This is a genomic window from Mycobacterium sp., assembly GCF_035314665.1.
Taxonomy (GTDB): Bacteria; Actinomycetota; Actinomycetes; order Mycobacteriales; family Mycobacteriaceae; genus Mycobacterium.
On sequence record NZ_DATFZD010000410.1, the window covers coordinates 1 to 22,567 of the forward strand.

The 22,567-nt window shown below is 65.6% G+C and carries 22 protein-coding genes and 1 pseudogene; 18 read left to right on the forward strand and 5 right to left on the reverse strand.

Going from position 1 to position 22,567, the window contains the following annotated elements; genetic code table 11:
• Positions 1-468: 468 nt before the first annotated feature.
• Positions 469-792, forward strand: coding sequence for a hypothetical protein (locus VKI00_RS29080; protein ID WP_324444401.1), 324 nt, complete (start codon positions 469-471; stop codon positions 790-792).
• A gap of 19 nt (positions 793-811) precedes the next feature.
• Positions 812-1,324, forward strand: a complete 513-nt coding sequence (locus tag VKI00_RS29085; protein ID WP_324444403.1) for a DinB family protein — start codon at positions 812-814, stop codon at positions 1,322-1,324.
• A 9-nt stretch (positions 1,325-1,333) separates the two neighbouring features.
• Here VKI00_RS29085 and fadD2 read toward each other — a convergent pair whose 3' ends face one another.
• A complete protein-coding gene (fadD2, locus tag VKI00_RS29090) occupies positions 1,334-3,040 on the reverse strand; it encodes a long-chain-fatty-acid--CoA ligase FadD2 (protein ID WP_324444405.1) in 1,707 nt (568 codons plus the stop codon).
• A gap of 66 nt (positions 3,041-3,106) precedes the next feature.
• Here fadD2 and VKI00_RS29095 point away from each other — a divergent pair, with 66 nt between their 5' ends.
• From VKI00_RS29095 to VKI00_RS29145, 11 genes and pseudogenes are all read left to right on the forward strand, one after another.
• Positions 3,107-4,339, forward strand: a complete 1,233-nt coding sequence (locus VKI00_RS29095; RefSeq protein WP_324444406.1) for a DNA polymerase domain-containing protein — start codon at positions 3,107-3,109, stop codon at positions 4,337-4,339.
• Entirely contained in the window at positions 4,324-4,938 is a 615-nt protein-coding gene (locus VKI00_RS29100; RefSeq protein ID WP_414687327.1) for a TetR family transcriptional regulator, read from the forward strand. The genes VKI00_RS29095 and VKI00_RS29100 overlap by 16 nt, the downstream gene beginning before the upstream one ends.
• A 22-nt stretch (positions 4,939-4,960) precedes the next feature.
• Positions 4,961-5,953, forward strand: coding sequence for an ABC transporter substrate-binding protein (locus VKI00_RS29105; protein ID WP_324444408.1), 993 nt, complete (start codon positions 4,961-4,963; stop codon positions 5,951-5,953).
• A 314-nt stretch (positions 5,954-6,267) separates the two neighbouring features.
• Positions 6,268-6,906: a hypothetical protein gene (locus tag VKI00_RS29110; RefSeq protein WP_324444410.1), complete on the forward strand. Its 639-nt coding sequence runs from the start codon at positions 6,268-6,270 to the stop codon at positions 6,904-6,906.
• A 160-nt stretch (positions 6,907-7,066) separates the two neighbouring features.
• Positions 7,067-10,666 (forward strand): hydantoinase B/oxoprolinase family protein, encoded by a 3,600-nt coding sequence (locus tag VKI00_RS29115; RefSeq protein WP_324444498.1) that lies wholly within the window; start codon positions 7,067-7,069, stop codon positions 10,664-10,666.
• A 231-nt stretch (positions 10,667-10,897) separates the two neighbouring features.
• A pseudogene (locus VKI00_RS29120) lies at positions 10,898-11,008 on the forward strand (TetR family transcriptional regulator); the annotation flags it as partial.
• A gap of 324 nt (positions 11,009-11,332) precedes the next feature.
• Positions 11,333-11,977: an allophanate hydrolase subunit 1 gene (locus tag VKI00_RS29125; RefSeq protein WP_324444414.1), complete on the forward strand. Its 645-nt coding sequence runs from the start codon at positions 11,333-11,335 to the stop codon at positions 11,975-11,977.
• A 35-nt stretch (positions 11,978-12,012) separates the two neighbouring features.
• Positions 12,013-12,927: a 5-oxoprolinase/urea amidolyase family protein gene (locus VKI00_RS29130; RefSeq protein WP_324444416.1), complete on the forward strand. Its 915-nt coding sequence runs from the start codon at positions 12,013-12,015 to the stop codon at positions 12,925-12,927.
• 21 nt (positions 12,928-12,948) lie between these two features.
• A complete protein-coding gene (locus VKI00_RS29135; RefSeq protein WP_324444418.1) occupies positions 12,949-13,494 on the forward strand; it encodes a GNAT family N-acetyltransferase in 546 nt (181 codons plus the stop codon).
• A gap of 69 nt (positions 13,495-13,563) precedes the next feature.
• On the forward strand, positions 13,564-14,715 hold the full coding sequence (locus VKI00_RS29140; protein WP_324444420.1) for a uroporphyrinogen-III synthase: 1,152 nt from the start codon (positions 13,564-13,566) through the stop codon (positions 14,713-14,715).
• 108 nt (positions 14,716-14,823) lie between these two features.
• The gene (locus tag VKI00_RS29145) at positions 14,824-15,264 is read left to right on the forward strand and encodes an Hsp20/alpha crystallin family protein (protein ID WP_324444422.1); all 441 of its coding nucleotides are present in this window, start codon (positions 14,824-14,826) and stop codon (positions 15,262-15,264) included.
• A 67-nt stretch (positions 15,265-15,331) separates the two neighbouring features.
• Here VKI00_RS29145 and VKI00_RS29150 read toward each other — a convergent pair whose 3' ends face one another.
• Together VKI00_RS29150 and VKI00_RS29155 are read right to left on the reverse strand one after the other, a co-directional pair.
• A complete protein-coding gene (locus VKI00_RS29150; protein ID WP_324444424.1) occupies positions 15,332-15,850 on the reverse strand; it encodes a DUF302 domain-containing protein in 519 nt (172 codons plus the stop codon).
• Positions 15,851-15,888: 38 nt separating this feature from the next.
• Complete coding sequence (locus VKI00_RS29155) at positions 15,889-16,650, reverse strand: isocitrate lyase/phosphoenolpyruvate mutase family protein (protein ID WP_324444426.1); 762 nt, start codon at positions 16,648-16,650, stop codon at positions 15,889-15,891.
• A gap of 113 nt (positions 16,651-16,763) precedes the next feature.
• Between VKI00_RS29155 and VKI00_RS29160 the strand changes: the two genes are divergently transcribed.
• From VKI00_RS29160 to VKI00_RS29180, 5 genes are all read left to right on the forward strand, one after another.
• The gene (locus VKI00_RS29160; protein WP_324444428.1) at positions 16,764-17,060 is read left to right on the forward strand and encodes a hypothetical protein; all 297 of its coding nucleotides are present in this window, start codon (positions 16,764-16,766) and stop codon (positions 17,058-17,060) included.
• A 75-nt stretch (positions 17,061-17,135) separates the two neighbouring features.
• The gene (locus VKI00_RS29165) at positions 17,136-17,963 is read left to right on the forward strand and encodes a hypothetical protein (RefSeq protein ID WP_324444430.1); all 828 of its coding nucleotides are present in this window, start codon (positions 17,136-17,138) and stop codon (positions 17,961-17,963) included.
• A 40-nt stretch (positions 17,964-18,003) separates the two neighbouring features.
• Complete coding sequence (locus tag VKI00_RS29170; protein WP_324444432.1) at positions 18,004-19,920, forward strand: fumarate reductase/succinate dehydrogenase flavoprotein subunit; 1,917 nt, start codon at positions 18,004-18,006, stop codon at positions 19,918-19,920.
• Positions 19,920-20,666, forward strand: a complete 747-nt coding sequence (locus VKI00_RS29175; RefSeq protein WP_324444434.1) for a succinate dehydrogenase/fumarate reductase iron-sulfur subunit — start codon at positions 19,920-19,922, stop codon at positions 20,664-20,666. Before VKI00_RS29170 ends, VKI00_RS29175 begins: the two co-directional genes overlap by 1 nt.
• Positions 20,667-20,741: 75 nt before the next feature.
• Entirely contained in the window at positions 20,742-20,903 is a 162-nt protein-coding gene (locus tag VKI00_RS29180) for a hypothetical protein (RefSeq protein WP_324444436.1), read from the forward strand.
• On the opposite strand, the gene VKI00_RS29185 is transcribed toward VKI00_RS29180, so the two are convergent.
• A complete protein-coding gene (locus tag VKI00_RS29185) occupies positions 20,900-21,388 on the reverse strand; it encodes a flavin reductase family protein (RefSeq protein ID WP_324444438.1) in 489 nt (162 codons plus the stop codon). The two genes, VKI00_RS29180 and VKI00_RS29185, sit on opposite strands and share 4 nt — an antisense overlap.
• A gap of 40 nt (positions 21,389-21,428) precedes the next feature.
• Positions 21,429-22,415 carry an isopenicillin N synthase family dioxygenase gene (locus VKI00_RS29190; protein WP_324444500.1) on the reverse strand — a complete coding sequence of 329 codons (987 nt, stop codon included), beginning with the start codon at positions 22,413-22,415 and terminating at the stop codon, positions 21,429-21,431.
• Positions 22,416-22,567 lie beyond the last annotated feature (152 nt).

Genomic DNA, 22,567 nt, shown 5'->3' on the forward strand with positions numbered 1-22,567 from the left:
CTAATTCATACGTTACCGCAGCCATGACCTCCTGATATCCGGCGATACTGGTTTCAGTAACTACGGATGTGCCCATAAAGCCAGCTAAACCGGCATATACTGGTTTACTGATCTCCGTATCTCCGTGCTTCCTTACTTGCGGACAAATGTCAGTAAAATGCGCACAATGGTTTATTTGTATCTTTGGATTGCCCGCGCGATAGCGAACAATTTGAATGGCGATTTATAGCGCTCTATGATTTAAGTCTGTCTGCAAGCAGCAATGATCGGTAATCGTAAGGGTATAAATTGCCTGGATCGTCCCTACAGCCCAAGCCGCCCGGACGAGCCGGGCCGCTTTCCTGACCACGGCATATGCGCTGCGGACACGCCGTACGCCCGGGCAGCGCTGCGTGACTCCGCTTTGACGGACATACTTAAGTCCTGATCTACTGAAAACTCACGCCGATAAGAAGGTCACTCAGTCGCATGGAACCCAGCGGACCATCGTTTCGAGCCACGCCACCCAGGCGCGCGGACGCGGCGGCGCCCACCGAACGCCTCACCAACATCCGGCAGGCCAACGTCCGGCAGAAACTCGACCAACCATCCCGCGGCCAACGAACGCGACGGACCGTCGATCTGACCCCCGCCACACACCGAGCCCTCGACATCTGGCAGCGAGAAGCCGCCGACCGCCTCGGACTCGCCCGCGTCACCGGACAAGAGGTAATTTCCGCGCTGATCGAGCTGCTGCTGTCCGATGCCAAGCTTTCCGCCGAGGTGACCCGCAGTATCCGGGAACGGCGCTAATCCTGCTAGCTTCGCCGTCATGGCAGAAGCGCAGCGTCCTAATCGTCGCGAGCATGGCGTAGTCGATGAGCGCACCACGTTGGAGTCGTTCCTGGATGACTATCGAGACATTGTGGTGCGCAAGGTTTCCGGTCTGTCCGATACCGATGCCCGGCGCCGGCTCGTCACGTCGTCGACAACCGTGAGCGGGCTCGTCAAACACCTGCGTTGGGCGGAGTACGGCTGGTTCGATCAGTTTTTGCAGGGACGCAGCGACGACAACCGTCGTCCGCACGAACGCTCCTGGGAATTCGAAATCCTCGCGGACGAGTCACTGCCGAGATTGATCACCGAGTATCAGGCCCAGTGCGAAGAGTCCCGGCGGATCGCGGCACGGTATCCGCTCGAGCACGTCCTGCCACATCGCCGCCTCGGGACGACGGTATCGCTGCGCTGGATCTACGTGCACATGATCGAGGAAACCGCCCGCCACACCGGGCAACTCGACATCCTGCGCGAACAGCTCGACGGCACAACCGGGTTCGACGGCTGAGCTAGTCGGCTAGTCGACTTCGAGGTCGCGCAGCTCGCCTTTGAGGATCTTGCCGGTCGGGTTGCGCGGCAATTCGTCGAGGAAGACCACCTCGCGCGGCACCTTGTAACGCGCCAGGTGGTCGCGCACGTAGTGCTTGACGGTGTCCTCGTCGAGGCTGGCGTCCTGCTTTTTCACCACGAAGGCACGCAGCCGGTGACCCCACTCCTTGTCCTCGACGCCGATCGCGGTGGCCTCCACCACGTCGGGATGCCCGGTGATCAGGTCCTCGACCTCGGCCGGGAAGACGTTCTCGCCTCCCGACACGATCATCTCGTCGTCGCGGCCGCTCACAAAAAGCAGGCCGTGTTCGTCGAAGTATCCGACGTCGCCCGACGACAACAGCCCGTCGATGATCTGCTTGGAACCGCCGCCGGTGTAGCCCTCGAACGGGAAGCTGGTGCCGACGAAGATCCGTCCAACCTCGCCCTGCGGCAACACGTTGCCGTTGTCGTCGTAGATCCTGACCTTCACACCCTTGACGACCGGCCCAACGGTCGACGAATTACGTTGCAGGTGCTTGGGCTCGGCGATGGTGGCGAACGACACCTCGGTCGAGCCGTACATGTTGTAGATCACCGGCCCGAGGTCGTCGAGCGCCCGTTCGGCCAGGTCGGATCCGAGTGCCGAGCCGGACACGAAGACGATCCGCAGGCTGGACAGGTCGGGCTTCTTCTCCATCTCTTCCAGCGCGGCGAGAATGCGCGAAAGCATGACTGGGACGACGACCATTGCGGTGGCCTTGTGCTTCTCGATGTCTTCCAGCACCAACGCCGGCTTGAACCGGCGGCGCAGCACCAGCGTCGAGCCGAGGAACATCGCGATGGTGGCATGCAGATAGCCCAGCGCGTGAAACATCGGCGACGGCAACGAGGTCACCTCACCGGCCTTGAACGGGACGTGCGACAGGATTCCGCCGATCGGCGCCAGCGTCGGGGGGGTACTCCGGTTCGCGCCCTTCGGGGTGCCGGTGGTGCCACTGGTCAGGATGATGATCGAGGCGTGCTTGGTGGCCCTAGGTGCCGGTGATTTGCTGTTGCGGGCGACCAAGTCGGCCAGTGTCTCGTCGGTGCTCACCGGAGGCTCTTCGCCGGAGGCGGAGGCCGACGAATCAGTGGCGTCGGGGTTGATGCCCAGCGCCCGCAGTTTGCCCAGCGGCGGATCGGCCTTGCTGACCGCCTTGGTGTATTCGTCATCGTGAATGATCAGCTTGGCGCCCTCGCGTTCGGCGACCTCCTTGATTTGGGGGCCGGAGAACTCGCTGTTGAGCAGGATGATGCGGGCGCCGACCCGCGCACACCCGTAATTCGCGATGACGAACCAGCGATGGTTGCGCGCCAGGATCGCCACCCCGTCGCCACCGCGTACGCCCTTGGCCAGTAGGCCGTGGGCCACCGCGTTGGCGGCCTCGTCGAGTTCCTTGTAGGTCAGCTCGCCCTCTTCGTCGATGAGTGCCGCGCGGTTGGGAGTGCGCCTGGCGTTGAGCGACGGCAGCATGCCGAACTCGCCCCACCTGACGATGTCGGCGGCCAGCGCCGCGTAGTTCTGCGGGGGCTCCAACCGAAACGCGCCCGACTCGATGATCTTGCGGAGGTAATGCAGTTCGTTGGCCCCACGCTCGGCATACTGCAGAACTTTGGCTGCCGCCTGCCCAGGCAGATCGATGAGATTAGGCATGGCTTCACCCTATGTGACCCACGTCGCACCGCGAGGGGGAAACCTGCCCGGAATTACCATCAACCCATGGGGCCGGTGTCACTGGACGTGGGCGGACGCCAGGTCGAGGTGACCCATCCGGACAAGGTGATCTTTCCCGGTCACGGTGCTGACAGCGGGCATGGCGGCCTAACCAAACTGGACCTGATCCGCTACTACCTGGCCGTCGCGGATGGCGCGCTGCTGGGGGTGGCCGGACGGCCGATGATCCTGAAACGCTTCGTCAAGGGCATCGGAGAGGAGGCAATCTTCCAGAAGCGTGCGCCGGCGAAACGGCCCGAATGGGTGGACGTCGCAGAATTGCGCTACGCATCCGGAACCTCGGCCGCCGAGGCCGTCATCCATGACGCCGCCGGGCTGGCCTGGGCGATCAACCTGGGCTGTGTTGACCTCAACCCGCATCCGGTGCTCGCAGACGATCTCGACCACCCCGACGAGTTACGCGTCGATCTGGACCCCATGCCCGGGGTCGCGTGGCGGCAGATCCTCGACGTCGCACTGGTGGCTCGCGAGGTGCTGGAGGATCACGGGCTGACCGCCTGGCCGAAGACGTCGGGGTCGCGCGGCTTCCATATCTATGCGCGCATCCTGCCGGGCTGGTCGTTTCGGCAGGTGCGGCTGGCCGCGCAAACGGTGGCGCGCGAAGTCGAGCGGCGCGCCCCCGACCTGGCGACCAGCCGCTGGTGGAAAGAAGAACGCCAGGGTGTCTTCGTCGACTTCAACCAGAACGCCAAAGACCGTACCGTCGCATCGGCGTATTCGGTGCGGGCGACGCCGGATGCGCGGGTGTCGACGCCACTGCACTGGGATGAGGTCGCCGGCTGCGACCCGGCCGCGTTCACCGTGGCGACGGTGCCGGCGCGGTTCGCCGACATCGGCGATCCGTGGGCGGGGATGAACGACACCGCGGCCGGCATCGACGGTCTGCTCACGCTGGCCGAGGAACTCGGCCCCGCCGAGAAGGCGCCGAAAGGGGCGCGCCGCGGCGATGGGACGGGCCGCCGCCAGTCCGCGATGCCGCTCATCGAGATCGCCCGCACCAAGACCAAGGACGAGGCGCTGGCCGCCCTGGACACCTGGCGAGCGCGCTACCCCGCCGCGGCGGATCGCCTGGAACCCGCCGACGTGCTGGTCGATGGGATGCGCGGACCGAGTTCGATCTGGTACCGGATCCGGATCAACCTGCAGCACGTGCCCGACGACCAGCGGCCGCCGCAGGAGGAGCTGATCGCCGACTACAGCCCATGGCCGACGCGTTGAGCGACAATTACGTCATGCAGGCGATAGATCAAACCCCCGGTCTGCGGGAGCGCAAGAAGATCAGGACCCGCCAGACCATCAGGCGGGAGGCGTTTCGGCTGATCGAAGAGAACGGTTACGCCGCCACCACCGTCGAGCAGATCGCGGAGGCCGCCGAGGTATCGCCGAGCACGTTTTTCCGGTATTTCCCGACCAAAGAATCCGTGTTGCTCGCCGACGACCTGGACCCGGTGATCCTGGATGCCCTGGATGCGCAGCCGCCCGACCTCTCGCCAAGTCAGGCAGTCCGGCGCGCCTACCAGGCCGCTATGGCCAACATGTCAGAGGACCAACGGGAGTTCGAGGACATCCGGCAACGGCTGATGTTCTCGATACCCGAACTCAAGGCGGCCATGTACGACGAGTACTACCGCACCATCACCACCTTCGCCGAGGCGCTCGGCCGCCGAATCGGCCGTGACCCAAGCGATTTCGAACTGCGGGTATTCGCCGGCGCCCTCGCCGGCGCGATGATGGCGGTTTACGAGCCCGGTCCGCGGGCGACCGACACCGTCATCCGCGCGCTCGACTTCGTCGACGCCGGCATGCCGCTGACCTGAGCGAACGGGTTAGGCTCACGCGATGGCAGAGCAGCGATGGAGTCGGCGCGGTTTTCTGCGCGCCGGCGCGGCTGCGGGACTGCTCGCGGTCGGGGCTCCCGCGGCCTGCTCGTCGCACAAGCCGGCGCCCGCCGGCGCTGGCGGCGCCGCCGGGTCGGTCACCATCACGCACGTTTTCGGTGAGACGACGGTCCCCGAGCCGCCCAAGCGGATCGTCAGCGCCGGCTTCACCGGGCAGGACGACCTGCTGGCCCTCGGCGTCGTGCCGATCGCGGTAACGAACTGGTTCGGCGACCAGCCGTTCGCGGTGTGGCCGTGGGCCCAACCCAAACTCGGCAACGCCAAACCCGTTGTCTTGAACCTTGACAACGGAATCCAGGTTGCCAAGATCGCCGGTCTGAAACCCGACCTGATCGTCGCCACCGACGCCGGTGTCGACCAGGACACCTACCAGAAACTGGCCGCGCTCGCCCCCACGGTTGCACAGTCCGACGGCTACGCATTCTTCGAGCCGTGGAAGGACCAGGCGACTACGATCGGCCAGGCGGTTTTTCACCTCGACCAGATGAAGTCACTGATCAACGGTGTCGACCAGGGTTTTGCCGCCGTCGCGAATAAATATCCACAGTTCAAAAACAAGAACGTGCTGCTGCTGCAGGGCACGATGCATCAAGACAACGTGGTCGCGACAACCGGTTGGCGCACCGAATTTCTCACCCAGATGGGTCTGACCATCGCCGACAGCATCAAGCCGTTCGCCGTCGATCCGCAGCGTGCGTTCATTCCGCGGGACAAGATCGCGGCGGCCCTGGGCGCCGCCGACCTCCTGATCTGGACGACCGAAAACGACGGCGACCAAGCGGGGCTGCTGGCGAACCCCGACGTGGCCGCGCTGCGGGCGCGCAGCGTGTTCACCACCAAGGACCAGGCCGGCGCGATCGCGTTCGCGTCGCCGCTGAGCTACCCGATGGTGGCCGATCAGCTGCCCGCGCTGATCGCCAACATCCTGCACTAGGACCGGCAGGCTGAGCGTTGACTAAGGCAGCTCTGGCAGTGCTCGAAAACCTGGTTTCACCAGCCCGCCAAGGGGTTACTGTCGAGTAATGAGTGTGGCAATGGATCTGAGCGTGGCCGCCCGCCGCCAGAGGACTTGATCGCCGACTACAGTCCGTGGCCGAAGAGTTGGGGGTAGTACGAGGTCCTAAACGACGGCAAGCGCCACAGATAATCGCCCTGAGCGATGGTGACGCCCGCCAGCGCCTGCCCTTTGACACGTCCTGGTCAGTGCACCAGTGTTGGCGTGCAGGTTGCCAGAATAGGAGTTCCGCCATGAATGCTACCCCTCAGCAGGAACTGGACGCATGTACCAGCGGGGTCAGCGAGATGGTCCGACTCGCTGGAGCTGCACTGGAGCACGCGACGGCTGGCCTGCTGCAGCAGGATCCGCCGCTGCAGGAGAGCATGGCGGCGTGCGGTCGCGCGCTGCACGCGCTGGACCACGCATTAGAAGACCATGCCGCAACGGTTTTGGCGGCTCGCGGCCGCCTGGGGACGGGCCAACTGCCGATGGTGATCGCGGCGGTGCACGTCAACGCCGAGGTCGAAGCGCTGGGCGCGCTCGCGCGGCAGCTGGGCGATATCGCAGTCGACCGGTGTTCGCGACCAGCGTTCCCGACCGAGGTGTCGGCCGTCCTCCGCAAGATGGAGGACGCGTGCCTCGACGCGGTCGCTCAGGCAGCCGAGGTCATGGCTTTCCCTTCCGGCTGGGCCGAAAGCGATCGGCAGGCCAAGATCGCGGAGCTGCGGCGAGAGCTGTATCGAGACTTGTTGTCTGGTGCGAACGCGGTCGATGTTGCGAGTGCATGCGAGGCCACGCTGGCCGCGCGTTACTACGAGCGCGGTGTCGCGCACGCCGCTTCGGTAATCGAACACGGCGCGTTGCTGACTGGCTATGCAGCACCCGGGTGAGTCCGGGTCACGTGATCTGCCGCCAGGCGCGCCGCCGTCTCCTAAGACACCGAGCGTCGGGACAACCGACAAGCCACACATCACCTGGTAGCAGACCCCGGCAGGAACAGGAGTCACCGTGACCGGCAACCCATCCCTACTAGACGATGAGGAGCACCGGGTGGCCGGGAGGTGGCAGTTTTGGATCGACCGTGGTGGCACGTTCACCGACATCGTCGCCCGTCGGCCGGACGGGCATCTGGTGACGCACAAGCTGCTTTCGGACAACCCGTCGCGCTACGCCGACGCCGCGGTGGTGGGGATCCGCGCACTGCTTGGTCTCGCGCCGGATGATCCGATTCCGGCCGAGCGGATCGAGGCGGTGCGGATGGGCACCACGGTGGCGACCAACGCGCTGCTGGAGCGCAAGGGCGCGCACACGGTGCTGGTCATCACCCGGGGTTTCGGGGACGCGCTGCGGATCGGCTACCAGAACCGGCCGCACATCTTCAGCCGGAACATCATCCTGCCGGAACTCCTCTACCAACGGGTCATCGAAGTCGATGAACGGATCACGGCCGACGGCACGGTGCTGCGGGCTCCGGACCTGGACCGGCTGGCCGACCAGTTGCAGACGGCGTACGACGACGGGATCCGCGCCGTGGCCGTCGTGTGTCTGCACAGCCACCTGCACCCGGCCCACGAGCAGGCCATCGGCGAGGTCGTCGAGCAGATCGGGTTTCCACAGATCTCGCTGTCGGCGGAGGTCAGTCCGCTGATGAAGCTGGTCTCCCGGGGGGATACCACCGTCGTCGACGCCTACCTCTCGCCGATCCTGCGCCGCTACATCGAGCGGGTGGCCGCTGAGCTGCCGGGGGTGCGCCTGATGTTCATGCAGTCCAACGGTGGTCTGGCCGAGGCCGGTCACTTCCGCGGCAAGGACGCGATACTTTCCGGTCCGGCCGGCGGCATCGTCGGCATGGTTCGCATGTCGGCCTTGGCCGGGTTCGACAAGGTGATCGGCTTTGATATGGGTGGCACCTCGACGGACGTGTCGCACTACGCCGGGGAGTACGAACGGGTGTTCAACACCCAGGTCGCGGGGGTGCGGCTGCGCGCCCCGATGCTCGACATCCACACCATTGCCGCTGGCGGCGGGTCGATCCTGCACTTCGACGGCACGCGTTACCGGGTGGGTCCGGACTCGGCTGGCGCCGATCCCGGCCCGGCCTGCTACCGCGGTGGTGGGCCGCTGACCGTCACCGACGCCAACGTCATGCTTGGTCGCATCCAGCCCGATCATTTCCCCGCCGTCTTCGGTCCCGACGGCGACGAGCCGCTGGATGTCGAGATCGTACGGCAGCGTTTCGCCGAGCTGGCACGCGAGATCACCGCGCAGACCGGCGACGACCGTACCCTTGAGCAGGTCGCCCAGGGCTACCTGCAGATCGCGGTCGCCAGCATGGCCAATGCGGTCAAGCGCATCACGGTGGAGAAAGGCCGGGACGTCACCGAGTACGTGTTAACCACGTTCGGCGGCGCCGGCGGCCAGCACGCCTGCGCGGTCGCTGATTCCCTGGGCATGGCCACGGTCCTGATCCCGCCTATGGCGGGTGTGCTGTCCGCGTTGGGCATCGGGCTGGCCGACACAACCGCGATGCGTGAGCAGTCGGTGGAGTGCCTCCTTTCGCCGGAGGCGATGGAGCGCGTGCGCGGGGTGATCGATGCCCTGGACTCAGTCACGCGCGCCCGTCTGCTGGAAGAGGATGTGCCCGGCGAGCGGATCCGCGTGACCCGCCGGGCATACCTGCGCTACGACGGCACCGACACCGCGGTCCAGGTGGGCCTGGACGACCTGGAGACCATGGCCGCCGAGTTCGAGGCCAGCTACCGGCGTACCTACTCCTTCCTTATGCACCGTCCTCTCATCGTGGAGGCCATCTCTGTGGAGGCCGTGGGCCTAACCGAACAGCCTGACCTAAGCGCCCTGCAGGACCCGTCCGGTCCGGACGGCTCGACGTCAGGACACATCGACACGGTCCGGATGTATACCCAGCGGGTCTGGCGCCGGGTTCCGCTGTTCCGGCGCGAGCGGCTCGGCCTCGGCGAGACGGTCACCGGGCCGGCCATCATCGCCGAGGCCAATGCGACGACGGTGGTCGATGACGGCTGGCGTGCTCAGGTGACGGCGCTGGGGCATCTGCTGCTGGAGCGCGTGCGTGCCCGCACCGGCACGGACGAGGTCGGCACCGAGTCCGACCCGGTGATGCTGGAGATCTTCAATAACCTGTTCATGTCGATCGCCGAGCAGATGGGGGTGCGGCTGGAGGCCACGGCCCAGTCGGTCAACATCAAGGAGCGGCTTGACTTCTCCTGCGCGCTGTTCGACCCAGAGGGCAACCTCATCGCGAACGCGCCGCACATCCCGGTGCACCTGGGTTCGATGGGAGCGGCCGTTAAGGAGATCATCGGCCGCAATACTGGCCGGATAAAGCCTGGCAATGTCTACGCGATCAATGACCCGTATCACGGTGGCACCCACCTGCCCGATGTCACCGTCATTACGCCGGTCTTCGGTGGCGGCGAGCGGCTGCTGTTTTTCGTCGCCGCCCGTGGCCACCACGCCGAGATCGGCGGGGTGAGTCCCGGTTCGATGCCGGCGCACAGCCGGGAGGTGCACGAGGAGGGCGTGCTGTTCGACAACTGGCTGCTGGTGGAGCATGGCCGCTTCCGGGAGGCAGAGACACGGCACCTCCTCACTGGGGCGTCCTACCCCTCCCGCAACCCGGAAACCAACCTGGCGGACCTGCGCGCCCAGATCGCCGCCACCGAGAAGGGCGTCGAGGAGGTCCGCAAGATGATCGACCACTTCGGGCTGGAGGTGGTGCAGGCCTACATGCGCCACGTCCAGGACAATGCCGAGGAGGCGGTACGGCGTGTCATCGCAGTCCTGGGGGACGGCGAATACACGTACGAGATGGACAGTGGTGCGATCATCAGGGTCCGTGTCTCGGTAGACCGGGAGAAGCGTACGGCCACAATCGACTTCACCGGGACCACCCCGCAGCTGGACACCAACTTCAACGCACCGACGTCGGTGGTGATGGCCGCGGTGCTGTACGTGTTTCGGACCCTGGTCGACGACGACATCCCACTCAACGACGGCTGTCTCAAACCCTTGCGGGTGTTCATCCCGCCGGGCTGCATGCTCGCGCCGGTTTACCCGGCGGCAGTCGTCGCCGGCAACGTGGAGACGTCGCAGTCCATCACCGGTGCCCTTTACGCAGCGCTCGGGGTCCAGGCCGAGGGCTCGGGGACGATGAACAACGTGACGTTCGGTAACGAGCGCAACCAGTACTACGAGACCGTCGCCTCCGGATCCGGCGCGGGTCCGGGTTATGACGGGGCGGCGGTGGTCCAGACCCACATGACCAACTCCCGGTTGACCGACCCCGAGGTTCTGGAGTGGCGGTTCCCGGTGCTAGTCGACAGCTTTGCGATCCGCCGCGGCAGCGGCGGGAACGGGCGGTGGCGCGGTGGGGACGGCGCGGTGCGGCGGCTGGGGTTCAGGGAACCTATGGCGGTCAGCATGCTGTCGCAGCACCGACGCGTCCCCCCGTACGGGATGGCCGGGGGAGCGCCCGGTGCGCTGGGCCGCAACCTGGTCCGCCGCGTGGACGGCAGCGTCATCGAACTCGCCGGCTGCGACTCGGCCGAACTGAACCCCGGCGACGTCCTGGAGATCCACACCCCCGGCGGCGGCGGATACGGGCGTCGCTGAATCCACTGTGTACGCCTTCATGTCCGTCGCGCTCACGCCCGGCAGCGCGTGCGACAGAATCGCTTCATGCACCGCCAGGCCATCAGGCGGGAAGCATTCCGGCTGATCGACGAGAACCGAGAACGGCTATGCCACCACCACCGCCCGGTCTGCTCGCCGATGTCGCCGAGGTGTCGCCGAGCACCTTCTTCCGGTCCCGCTGAATCGGCTGTGAACCAAACGATTTCGAAGTCCGGGTTCCTGACCCGCGCCATGATGGCCGCTTTCGATCGCGCTCCGGGCGGGGTCGGCACGGTCTACCGCGCCCTGGACTTCGTCGACGCCGGCATGCCGCTGACGTGAGGCCTTCCGCAGTGCAGGAGCAATCGAGTCGGCGTGGATTGTTGCGCGCCGCCGGGGCCGCGGGCCTGCTCGCGGCGGGGATCTCAGTGGCCTGCTCATCACGCAAACCGCCAGCCGGCACACGCACACCAAGGACCAGGCCGGGGCGATCGCCTTCACCTCGCCCTGAGCTTCCCGCTGGTGGCCGATCAGCTGCCTGCGCTGATCGCCGATATCCTGCATTAGGCCCGGCCGAGCGCCGGCCGTCTGAGCGTTGGTTAAGGCAGCTCTGGCAGTGCTCGAAAATCTCGTTTCGCCTCCCCGCCAACGGGTTACTGTCGAGTAATGAGCGTCGCGATGGATCTGGACGTGGCCCACACCGTTCTCGACTACGGCGATCAGGCGCTGCTGCTGCAGTTCGACAGCACCGCTGACGTATTGGCGTGGACGGCTGCGCTGCGTGAGGCAGCGCTGCCGGGTGTGCTCGACATCGTCCCGGCCTCCCAGACGGTGCTGCTGAAACTCGACGGCCCCCGTCATCAGAGAGTCATCCGCCGTCGACTGCGCACGTTGCGGGTACCTCCGGACGCGGTGGCGACCGCTCCACCGGATGAGTGCACGGTGATCGACGTGGTGTACGACGGTGCCGATCTCGCCGAGGTGGCCGACCGAACGGGGTTGACCACCGCGCAGGTCATCAACGCCCACACGGCTACACCCTGGCAAGTCGGATTCGGCGGCTTCGCCCCGGGTTTCGCGTATTTGGTCGGCGGCGACCCGCGGCTGGCCGTACCACGGCGGTCGGAGCCGCGGCCATCCGTTCCGGCCGGTGCGGTGGGCTTAGCCGGCGAATTCTGCGGAATCTACCCGCGTCGATCGCCCGGCGGATGGCAGCTGATCGGCCACACCGACGCGGTGCTATGGGACATTGACTGCCCGAATCCCGCGCTGCTGATGCCGGGCATGTGGGTCCAGTTCCGAGCGACATAGCGGCAGGCGTGCCAGGAGCCCGAAAGGAGAGATCCATGACAACCCTGGAGATCTTGCGCAGCGGACCGCTGGCCCTCGTTGAGGACCTCGGACGCGTCGGGCTTGCCCATGTCGGCGTCACCCGGTCGGGCGCGGCCGACCGGCGTTCGCACACGCTGGCCAACCGGCTGGTGGCTAACCCCGACGACCGCGCCACAATCGAAGTGACCTTCGGCGGATTCTCGGCCCGAGTCCGCGGCGGCGATATCGACATCGCAGTGACCGGCGCTGACACAGACCCGAGCGTCAACGGGATCATGTTCGGCACCAACAGTATTCAGCACGTCCGTGACGGTGACGTGATCTTGCTGGGCACCCCATACTCCGGGCTGCGGAGCTATCTCGCCGTCCGCGGCGGCATCGACGTGACACCGGTGCTGGGCTCTCGCAGCTACGACGTGATGTCAGCGATCGGTCCGTTGCCGCTACTACCCGGTGACGTCCTCCCGGTCGGCGAACACACCGACGAGTATCCCGAACTCGAGCAGGCTCCGGTGGCACCGATGTCCGAGCATCTGGTGGAACTCCTGGTAGTGCCTGGGCCGCGTGACGACTGGCTGGTCGATCCCGACGCCCTCGTGCACACCATCTGGATGGCCTCCGATCGCAGTGACCGAGTGGGTACGAGGTTGGAGGGACGCCCACTGCTGTACCGCTCGCCGGGTCGTCAATTGCCCAGCGAGGGAGCCACCCGCGGGGCGATCCAGGTGCCGCCCAACGGCTTACCGGTGATCCTCGGTCCCGATCACCCCGTCACCGGTAGTTACCCGGTGGTCGGTGTGCTCGCCAACGAAGACGTCGACAAGGTCGCCCAGGTGCGGCCCGGGCAGTATGTGCGGCTGCACTGGTCGCGACCGCGGGGTATACGCGCTTCCGCTGCAAGTTCGGTGACTCAGCTGGCAGAGGGCTAGTCCAGCTGGTAAACCAGCAGTGTGCGCACCCAGGTACTCACTGCTCGCCTGGTTCACACCGCCGACCTCGAAAGCGAGGCCCGGCAGCGTGCCTACGAGATGGTCACCACCGCGTTCGCCGGTGAGTTCACCGACAGCGACTGGGAGCACACGCTGGGCGGGATGCACGCTCTCATCTGGCATCACGGCGCGATCATCGCGCACGGAGCGGTCGTACAGCGGCGCCTGCTCTACCGCGGCGCCGCGCTGCGTTGCGGCTACGTCGAAGCCGTGGCCGTGCGCGAAGATTGGCGCGGCCAAGGGTTGGCGATCGCGATCCTGGATGCGTGCGAGCAAGTAATTCGCGGCGGCTATCAACTCGGCGCACTGAGCTCCTCGGACCGCGGAAGGCGGCTCTACACCTTGCGCGGCTGGCTGCCGTGGCGCGGGCCGACCTCGGTGTTGGCGCCTACCGGGACGACAAGAACCCCCGATGACGACGGCTCGGTGTTCGTCCTACCGGTCAGCATCAGCCTGGACCCCGCGGCGGCGTTGACGTGTGACTGGCGTGATGGGGACGTCTGGTAGCGGCGCCGAGCAACGCGTCAGCAATTGGTCGGTAATTCAGCCGCAATCTGGCTGGCATACATACTTCATATGGGTCACCCAGCCGCGCCGTCACTCGCCGGCTATCGGGTGGCAGTCACCTCTGCGCGGCGCTCCGGCGAGCTCTGCGCGCTGCTGCGCCGCCACGGGGCCACCGTTGTCAGCGCGGCGGCGATCAGAATGGTCGCGTTGCCCGACGATGACGAATTACGCCGCAACACAGAAGCTTTGATAGCCAGTCCGCCCGACATTGTCGTCGCGACCACGGGCATCGGATTTCGCGGCTGGATCGCCGCTGCCGACGGCTGGCAACTGGGCAGCCGGCTGACCGCGGCGTTGTCCGGCGCTCGGATCGTGGCCCGTGGAGCGAAGGCCACCGGCGCATTACGCGCCGCCGGCCTGCCTGAGGAGTGGTCCCCGACAACCGAGTCGTCGCGCGAGCTCGTGCAATACCTGCGGCAGTCCGGCATCGCGGGCTGTCGGGTCGCCGTACAGCTGCACGGTGCTACCGAGGACTGGGATCCGTTTCCGGAATTCCTCGGCGAGCTGCGGGCCGCGGGCGCCGAGATCGTCCCGATCCGGGTGTACCGGTGGAAGCCGGCACCGGTGGGCGGGGAGTTCGACCAGCTGGTCACGCAGGTCGCCCAACGCCAGTTCGACGCGGTCAGTTTCACCTCGGCACCGGCGGTGGCTGCGACGCTGATGCGGGCCGGTGATCTCGGCATCTCCGACAAGCTGCTCAGCGCGCTGCGCGCCGATGTGCGGGCGATGTGCGTGGGCCCCGTCACCGCGCAGCCGTTGGCGCGCCTGGGGATTCCGACGTCGTCGCCAAAACGAATGCGACTGGCCGCACTGGCCAGACATATCGCCGAGGAGCTGCCCGAGCTGCGGTCGCGTACATTGCAGGCGGCCGGCCATCGAATCGAGATCCGCGGTTCCTATGTGGTGGTCGACGGCTCGGTCCACACGGTGTCGCCGGCGGCGATGGCGATCCTGCGGGCATTGGCTCACCGTCCGGGCGTCGTCGTCGCCCGCAGGGAACTGCTGAGGAATCTGCCAGGGAGCGCCAGCGATCCCCACGCCGTCGACACGGCGGTGCTGCGGTTACGAAAAGCATTGGGCGACAGAAAGATTGTTGCGACCGTAGTCAAACGCGGTTATCGGTTGGCGATCGATGAAAGCGTCGACGCGGCATTGGTCTGATCGTTCACTCAGGGCGAACGCGCAGGTGGAACTTAAGCGTGGTCGACTCATGTTTGTATCTGTAGGCCGGCTAAGGAGTCGGCAACCACCAAGCACGAGGAGATACGAATGAGCAACCTGACCCTGTGGTCACGACCCGCGTGGGATGTCGACCGCTGGATGCGCGATTTCTTTGGACCCGCCCCTGCCACCGACTGGCTGAAGCCGGTAGCCGAGGGGTTGCGCCCCGCCGCCGAGATCGTCAAGGACGGCGAGGACGCGGTAGTCCGCCTGGAGCTGCCCGGCGTGGACGTCGAGAAGGACGTCAACGTTGAGGTTGACCACGGCCGCCTGGTCATCCACGGTGAGCGCCGCGACGAGCACGCCGAGCAGAAGGACGGGCGCACGCTGCGCGAGGTCCGCTACGGCTCGTTCCGCCGGTCGTTCCGGCTGCCTGCGCATATCACCGGCGAGGCCATCTCGGCGTCCTACGACGCCGGTGTGCTGACCGTGCGGGTCACCGGTGCTTACGCCGGAACTCAGGCGCAGCGCATCGAGATCACCAAGTAACCTGCCAACTCCCCAACCCACTCGAATCCGGTGGGGCCCAACGGCTCCACCGGATTCGCCTGATTAATCAGGCGAACGCCTGCTCAGCGTCGATCCCGATGACGCGAAGCAGGTTGACCACCTTGTGATCAAGCCCCTCACCGACTTTGGTCACTTCGGCGATGCCGAGGCTGCCGAATGCCGCGCTGGGCTGGTCCATGGTGAAGACCGCGTTGCCGTCGGAATCGCTGTAGACCAGCATCCGAAGCGGCGCGTACAACAGTGCCTTCGGGTCGTGGCGAAACATGGTCTCAGCGATGACATGATTGCCGATCAGATACTCGATCGCCCGGGTGCGATGTCCGGCCAAGCTCAGCAAGTCGGTCCCGCCGACCTTCGCGTAGACCATCAACTCGTTGGGCGCATTCTTGGCCACGGCAGCCCGAATGTCGTTCCAGCTGCCGCCCGCCGCGGCGATCCGCTCCATCGCCGCCCGATCGAGCGGCGGCGCGGCTTCTTCCAATTTCGCCACGAACTCGTCAAACGCCATCCCGGTGGCGATGTCGACGCGGGTCATGTCGTGCTGTTCACGGTGAAAACCGGTCATGATGCCTCCTTCGGCACGTTTAACGAACCGTCGTCCGACTAGCCCCAGCGGGTCAGGATCTCCTTGGCCCGGGATCCCAAGGCCGCCTGTAGAAACGGCCCGAAACTGATCCGCCCCACGCCCAGTGGACCGAATGAGGCGGGGTCGTCCTGATCGGGTAATGCGATCGCGTTGACCGGAAGCGGTAACTCAGTGGCCAAGCGCCGCAACGTCTCCGGATCATGGCGGCCCACGGGATAGAGGACATCGGCACCCGCGGCGGCGGCCTTCTGCAACCGCGCCACCGCCCGCTCGACGCGGTCCGAATCGTCACCGTCCTTGCGCAGGAAAAGGTCAGTGCGGGCGTTGATCACGAGATGGACCCCCGCCTGGTCGGCGGCGGCGCGCAGCGCACCGACCAGTTCGGCATGCTCATCGGCCGAACGCAGTCGCTTGCCCTCACTGTGCACCGTGTCTTCGATGTTCAGCCCTACCGCGCCCGCCGCGAGCAACCCGTCGATCAGCCGCGACGCCGGCAGCCCGTAACCGGACTCGACGTCCACCGAGACCGGGACGTCGACCGCGGCGGTGATCTGCACGACGCGGCTCAGCAGATCGTCGAATGACATGCCCTCGTTGTCGGGTTTGCCGATCGAGTCGGCGACGGGATGACTGCCCACGGTCAGTGCGGCGAAACCGGCGTCGGTGGTCAATCGCGCGGACCAGGCGTCCCACACTGTCGGCAGGATCACCGGATTGCCCGGCTGATGCAGCCTCAGCAGCGCCGCTGCCCGATCGGCCAATCCGCTGTGCGCCGGCATGGCTGGCTGCCTCCCGCTTAACGAGCGTGACCTGGCTCACGCCATCGCTGTGTGCTGGATAGTATCGGGTGACGTAATGTGATCCATAACACCATCATCGGTAGGGAGATCCGTTGTCCAGCACTACTGAACTCGCCGAGCTACACGAGCTCATCGGTGGCCTGCGGCGGTGCGTGACGTCGTTGAGCTCGCGATACCGCGACACCCCCGCGATGCGGCGGGTGGTCAACGACGTCCAGCGAATCCTCAACGACGTCGAGTTGCTCGACATCGACGCCGGTGAGCTGGATTTGGCTCGCCAAGACGTCCACCAACCGGGTGAGAAAATCGGCATCCCCGACACTCAATACGACAGCGACTTCTGGCGCGACGTCGACGACGAAGGCGTCGGCGGCCACAGTCGTTATTGACGCACCCCCCGCGAGACCGGGTGGTCTTCGCTGTGGGTACTCTCCGACGAGGCCACGCGAAGAGGATGACAATACATGAGCGCACCCACGGCGGACCGTACTGCGTCCGGTGTCTTTTCACCTACGCGCGCCCACATCCAGCAACGGACGCTACGCACCGACCGGTGGTGGATGTCGCCGCTGCGGATCGACCTCGGCTTCGCCGCATTTGTCATCTACGCAACCGCGCGCGCGTTCCAGCGTGACTACTTCTTTGTCCCGAAGTACCACTACCTGACGCCGTTCTACTCGCCGTGCGTCAGCAAGGCTTGCGGTGAGGCCAGCGACTTCTGGCCGCAGATCCTGCCGAACATGTGGTGGCTACCGTTCGCGGCGCTGACGCTGCCGTTCCTGCTGCTATTCCGGCTGACCTGCTACTACTACCGCGGCGCCTATTACCGCACGGTCTGGCAGTCCCCCACCGCCTGTGCGGTGGCCGAGCCCCGCGTCCACTACAGCGGCGAGACCAAATTCCCGCTGATCGTTCAGAACACGCACCGCTATTTCTTCTACATCGCCGTCATCATCTCGGTGATCAACAGCTACGACGCGATCGTCGCGTTCCATTCCGATGAGGGACCGGGTGGATTCGGCTTCGGCTTGGGCAACCTGATCATGGTCGGCAACGTCGTCATGCTCTGGGTGTACACGCTGTCCTGCCATTCGTGCCGGCACGTCACCGGCGGGCGGCTGAAGCACTTCTCCAAACACCCTGTGCGGTACTGGATCTGGACCCAGGTCAGCAAGCTCAACACCCGACACAAGCTGTACGCGTGGATCACACTGGGCACGCTGATGCTCACCGACTTCTACATCGCGCTGGTGGCCGGCGGTGCCATCCCGGACCTGAGGTTTGTTGGCTGAGAAGCTTTTTCACGAATATCAGAAAGTTGAGCGAGGTTCCATGACTGAGGTCGAACGGCACTCCTACGACGTCGTCGTGATCGGTGCCGGCGGCGCAGGTTTGCGCGCGGTCATCGAGGCGCGGGAACGCGGCCTCAAGGTTGCGGTGGTGTGCAAGTCGCTGTTCGGCAAGGCCCACACGGTGATGGCCGAGGGCGGTTGCGCGGCCGCGATGGGTAACACCAACCCGAAAGACAACTGGACGACCCACTTCGGCGACACGATGCGCGGCGGGAAGTTCCTGAACAACTGGCGGATGGCCGAGTTGCACGCCAAGGAGGCCCCCGACCGGGTTTGGGAACTGGAGACCTACGGCGCGCTGTTCGACCGCCTCAAGGACGGCAAGATCAGCCAGCGCAACTTCGGCGGGCACACCTACCCGCGGCTGGCACACGTCGGCGACCGGACCGGCCTGGAGCTGATCCGCACCATGCAGCAGAAAATCGTCTCGCTGCAGCAGGAGGACTACGCCGAGCTCGGCGACTACGAGGCGAGGATCAAGGTTTTCGCCGAGTGCACCATCACCGACCTCATCAAAGACGGTGACGCGATCTCCGGAGCATTCGGCTACTGGCGTGAAAGCGGCCGCTTCGTCCTGTTCGAGGCCCCGGCGGTGGTGATGGCAACCGGCGGAATCGGCAAGTCGTTCAAGGTCACCTCGAACTCCTGGGAGTACACGGGCGACGGCCACGCCCTGGCGCTGCGGGCGGGCGCTTCGCTGATCAACATGGAGTTCGTTCAGTTCCACCCGACCGGCATGGTGTGGCCGCCCAGCGTCAAGGGCATCCTGGTCACCGAGGGCGTGCGCGGTGACGGCGGCGTGCTGAAGAACTCCGACAACAAACGGTTCATGTTCGAGTACATCCCGCCGGTGTTCAAAGGCCAGTACGCCGAGACCGAGCAAGAGGCCGACCAGTGGCTCAAGGACAACGACTCGGCCCGTCGCACCCCGGACCTGTTGCCCCGTGACGAGGTCGCCCGCGCGATCAACTCCGAAGTCAAGGCCGGCCGCGGCACCCCGCACGGCGGGGTCTACCTCGACATCGCGTCGCGGCTGACGCCCGAGCAGATCAAGAAGCGCCTCCCGTCGATGTACCACCAGTTCAAGGAGCTGGCCGGGGTCGACATCACCAAAGAGCCAATGGAAGTCGGACCCACCTGCCACTACGTGATGGGCGGTATCGAGGTGGACGCCGACACCGGTGCCGCCACCGTCCCCGGGCTTTTCGCCGCGGGCGAGTGCTCCGGCGGCATGCACGGGTCCAACCGGCTGGGCGGCAACTCACTGTCGGACTTGCTGGTGTTCGGCCGTCGGGCCGGTCTGGGCGCCGCCGATTACGTGCGGGCGCTGAGCAGCCGTCCGAAAGTCTCCGACGCGGACATCGACGCGGCGGCCAAACGAGCGCTGGCTCCCTTCGAGACGCCGACGAACGGCGCCACCGGGGAGAACCCCTACACGTTGCACATAGAGCTGCAGCAGACGATGAACGACCTTGTGGGCATCATCCGCAAGGCCGATGAAATCACCGAGGCCCTCGGTCGACTCGACCAGCTTCGGGAACGGTTCAAGCACATCCACGTCGAGGGACACCGGCAGTACAACCCCGGCTGGAACCTCGCCATCGATCTGCGCAACCTGCTGCTGGTCAGCGAATGCGTCGCCAAGGCAGCGCTGGAGCGCACCGAAAGCCGGGGCGGCCACACCCGCGATGATCACCCCGGCATGGATCCGTCGTGGCGCAAGGTGTTGCTGGTCTGCAAAGCGGCCGGTGGTGACCCCGTCATCCCCGACGTCTCGGTCACTCACAAAGACCAGATTCCGATGCGGCCCGATCTGCTCGAGGTGTTCGAAATCTCCGAACTGGAGAAGTACTACACCGCCGACGAACTGGCCGACCACCCAGGACGGAGAGGCTGATGAGCTACAACGCAACCATGCGGGTATGGCGCGGCGACCAGTCCGGCGGTGCCCTGCAGGACTTCACCGTGGAGGTCAACGAGGGCGAGGTGGTGCTCGACATCATCCACCGCCTGCAACAGACCCAGACACCGGACTTGGCGGTGCGGTGGAACTGCAAAGCCGGCAAGTGCGGCTCGTGCTCGGCTGAGGTCAACGGCAAGCCCCGGTTGATGTGCATGACGCGGATGTCGACCTTCGCCGAAGACGAAGTGGTCACCGTGACGCCGATCCGGACCTTCCCAGTGATCCGGGATCTGGTCACCGATGTGTCGTTCAACTACGAGAAGGCAAGGGAAATACCGTCATTCGCGCCGCCAAAGGATCTTCAGCCCGGTGAGTACCGGATGGCGCAGAAGGACGTGGAGCGTTCTCAAGAGTTCCGCAAGTGCATCGAATGTTTCCTGTGCAACAACGTCTGCCACGTGATCCGTGATCACGAAGACAACAAAGAAGCGTTTGCCGGCCCGCGCTATCTGATGCGCATCGCCGAGCTGGAGATGCATCCGCTGGACACACTGGACCGGCGCAACCAGGCGCAGGAGCAGCACGGCCTCGGGTACTGCAACATCACCAAGTGCTGCACCGAAGTCTGCCCCGAGAGCATCAAGATCACCGATAACGCCCTGATTCCGATGAAGGAACGCGTCGCCGACCAGAAATACGATCCGGTGGTGTGGTTGGGCAACAAGCTGTTCCGTCGCTGACACGCAGCGGGTGTTAGCCGCCTGCCGATCCGGGTATCCAACGCGCAGCCGCGTACAACCCGAAAGGCGGTGGACATGGCTATCGGACGATCCGTCAGCATCAACGACATTCGAACGGCGATCCGTGAGCTCTCGGTGCGCGCCGAACTCGCCCGCAAAGAAGGACGCGAGCAGGACGCCGCGGAACTCGAGCGTCGTATCCAGGCTTACCGCGACGAACTCAGCAAGCGTCCCTAGACTCCCAGCCGACGGAAAACGCTGCGGTGAAAGACGATCGGCGCAACATTCGCGTCGACTTGGACATCGCTGACCCGCAACACCACGATCGTGTGGTCTCCGGCGGGAATGAGTTGCTCGATCGCGCTTTCCAACCAAACACTGGTGCCCTTGATGAACACCGCACCGCTGCTGTTGGACACCGTCTCCAACCCGGCGAACCGGTCGCCCGTTTTGGCGGCCAGCATCCGGACGGCTTCGTCGTGCGCCTCGCCCAGAACGCTGATACCCAGCGCCCGCACCTGCTTGAGCTTCGGCCACGTCGTCGAGGTGTTCTGTACGCAGAACGACACCAACGGCGGTTCCAGCGACACCGGGACAAACGTGCTGGCCGCCAGCCCTTCTCGGACGCCGTCGACTTCGGCCGCAATGGCGATCACGCCGGACGGGAAGTGGCCGAAGGCCTCGCGCAGTGACGACGGTGTCAGCTTGTCAGGTAGATTCACCGGGCTTCATTCGCATCAGGAGATTTTGGTATTCCTGACCCTACCCGCCCGACGAGTAGCCATGCGCGGCAGCGACGTCGGGGTGGGCCCGCAACCGGCTCTTCCACGCATTTCGGCCATACACCGAGAAGATGGGGTCGGAAGGGTCCGCGCGCCGACTCGCCCGAGCCGCCAAGTCCGAAGGCAGCGACAAGGTGGGGATCTGCGCGTCCAGTCGCGGGTTGAAGAAGTACGGCACCGAGAGCCGATCAGCCGTATGACGCAGGTTCACCCGGTGCTCGGTCGCCCGCAGATAGCCGCCGGTCGCTAGCTCCAGCAGCTCACCGATATTGACGATGAATGCCCCGTCGCGCGCCGGGACGTCGATCCAGCTTTTGCCGTTGCGGCCCGACCGCACCTGCAATCCCCGGCTGCCCGGCTCCGCGAGCAGCAGCGTGAGGACCCCGGAATCTCGATGCGCGCCGACGCCCTGCGGGCCGGCCGCGGTCGCCGGATAATGCACAACCTTGATCAAGGTGGCCGGCGTCTCGGCGAAGGCGGCGTCGAACACGTCCGGCGGACTGCCCAGCGAGGCCGCCCAATGCCGCAACAAGCTGCGGGCCACCGCGCCGAGCGCCGCGTCCCACTCCGCGATGATCCCCGGCAGCTCGGGCAGCGCTGCCGGCCACTGGTTGGGACCCTGAAGCCACAGATAGTCCGGCTTGCCCGGGCCGCCCACCGGGTGGCGCTCCGGTCCGATGTCGATCTGCTCGCGCCAGTCCACCTCGCCGCCGGTCAGCTCGCCACCAAGCCGGGTATAGCCGCGGAAATGCGGACTGTGCACCATCGCGACAGCGTCCTTCTCGGCCTGCGGCAGCGCGAACAGCCGCCGCGCCGTCGCCAGCACCCGACGCGTCAGCGCCGGAGGCACCCCGTGGCCGATCAGATAGAAGAAGCCGACCTCGTGGGCCGCCTCGCGCAACCGTTCGCGCAGTTGGCCAGGAGGGTGGCGTAGGTCCACTTCTGGCAGCGCGGTGACGGTCGACACAGTTGTCACCTACCCATCATCGCCGCAGGTGACACCGTATGCCACGGTCTTGATCAGCACGAACCCAACCGGTTGGTTAATTAGGCAATGAAATTTAGCTCACAGTCGGTTGCATCGCGTTACCGATTGGGTATAGCTTTACGGTGTTACTG

Coding starts and splice junctions, on each gene's coding strand:
- VKI00_RS29170 (WP_324444432.1), top strand. CDS start 18,004: ATGACTGAGGTCGAACGGCACTCCTACGACGTCGTCGTGATCGGTGCC.
- VKI00_RS29095 (WP_324444406.1), top strand. CDS start 3,107: ATGGGGCCGGTGTCACTGGACGTGGGCGGACGCCAGGTCGAGGTGACC.
- VKI00_RS29175 (WP_324444434.1), top strand. CDS start 19,920: ATGAGCTACAACGCAACCATGCGGGTATGGCGCGGCGACCAGTCCGGC.
- VKI00_RS29150 (WP_324444424.1), bottom strand. CDS start 15,850: ATGACCGGTTTTCACCGTGAACAGCACGACATGACCCGCGTCGACATC.
- VKI00_RS29180 (WP_324444436.1), top strand. CDS start 20,742: ATGGCTATCGGACGATCCGTCAGCATCAACGACATTCGAACGGCGATC.
- fadD2 (WP_324444405.1), bottom strand. CDS start 3,040: ATGCCTAATCTCATCGATCTGCCTGGGCAGGCGGCAGCCAAAGTTCTG.
- VKI00_RS29140 (WP_324444420.1), top strand. CDS start 13,564: ATGGGTCACCCAGCCGCGCCGTCACTCGCCGGCTATCGGGTGGCAGTC.
- VKI00_RS29165 (WP_324444430.1), top strand. CDS start 17,136: ATGAGCGCACCCACGGCGGACCGTACTGCGTCCGGTGTCTTTTCACCT.
- VKI00_RS29100 (WP_414687327.1), top strand. CDS start 4,324: ATGGCCGACGCGTTGAGCGACAATTACGTCATGCAGGCGATAGATCAA.
- VKI00_RS29110 (WP_324444410.1), top strand. CDS start 6,268: ATGAATGCTACCCCTCAGCAGGAACTGGACGCATGTACCAGCGGGGTC.
- VKI00_RS29085 (WP_324444403.1), top strand. CDS start 812: ATGGCAGAAGCGCAGCGTCCTAATCGTCGCGAGCATGGCGTAGTCGAT.
- VKI00_RS29145 (WP_324444422.1), top strand. CDS start 14,824: ATGAGCAACCTGACCCTGTGGTCACGACCCGCGTGGGATGTCGACCGC.
- VKI00_RS29155 (WP_324444426.1), bottom strand. CDS start 16,650: ATGCCGGCGCACAGCGGATTGGCCGATCGGGCAGCGGCGCTGCTGAGG.
- VKI00_RS29080 (WP_324444401.1), top strand. CDS start 469: ATGGAACCCAGCGGACCATCGTTTCGAGCCACGCCACCCAGGCGCGCG.
- VKI00_RS29130 (WP_324444416.1), top strand. CDS start 12,013: ATGACAACCCTGGAGATCTTGCGCAGCGGACCGCTGGCCCTCGTTGAG.
- VKI00_RS29105 (WP_324444408.1), top strand. CDS start 4,961: ATGGCAGAGCAGCGATGGAGTCGGCGCGGTTTTCTGCGCGCCGGCGCG.
- VKI00_RS29125 (WP_324444414.1), top strand. CDS start 11,333: ATGAGCGTCGCGATGGATCTGGACGTGGCCCACACCGTTCTCGACTAC.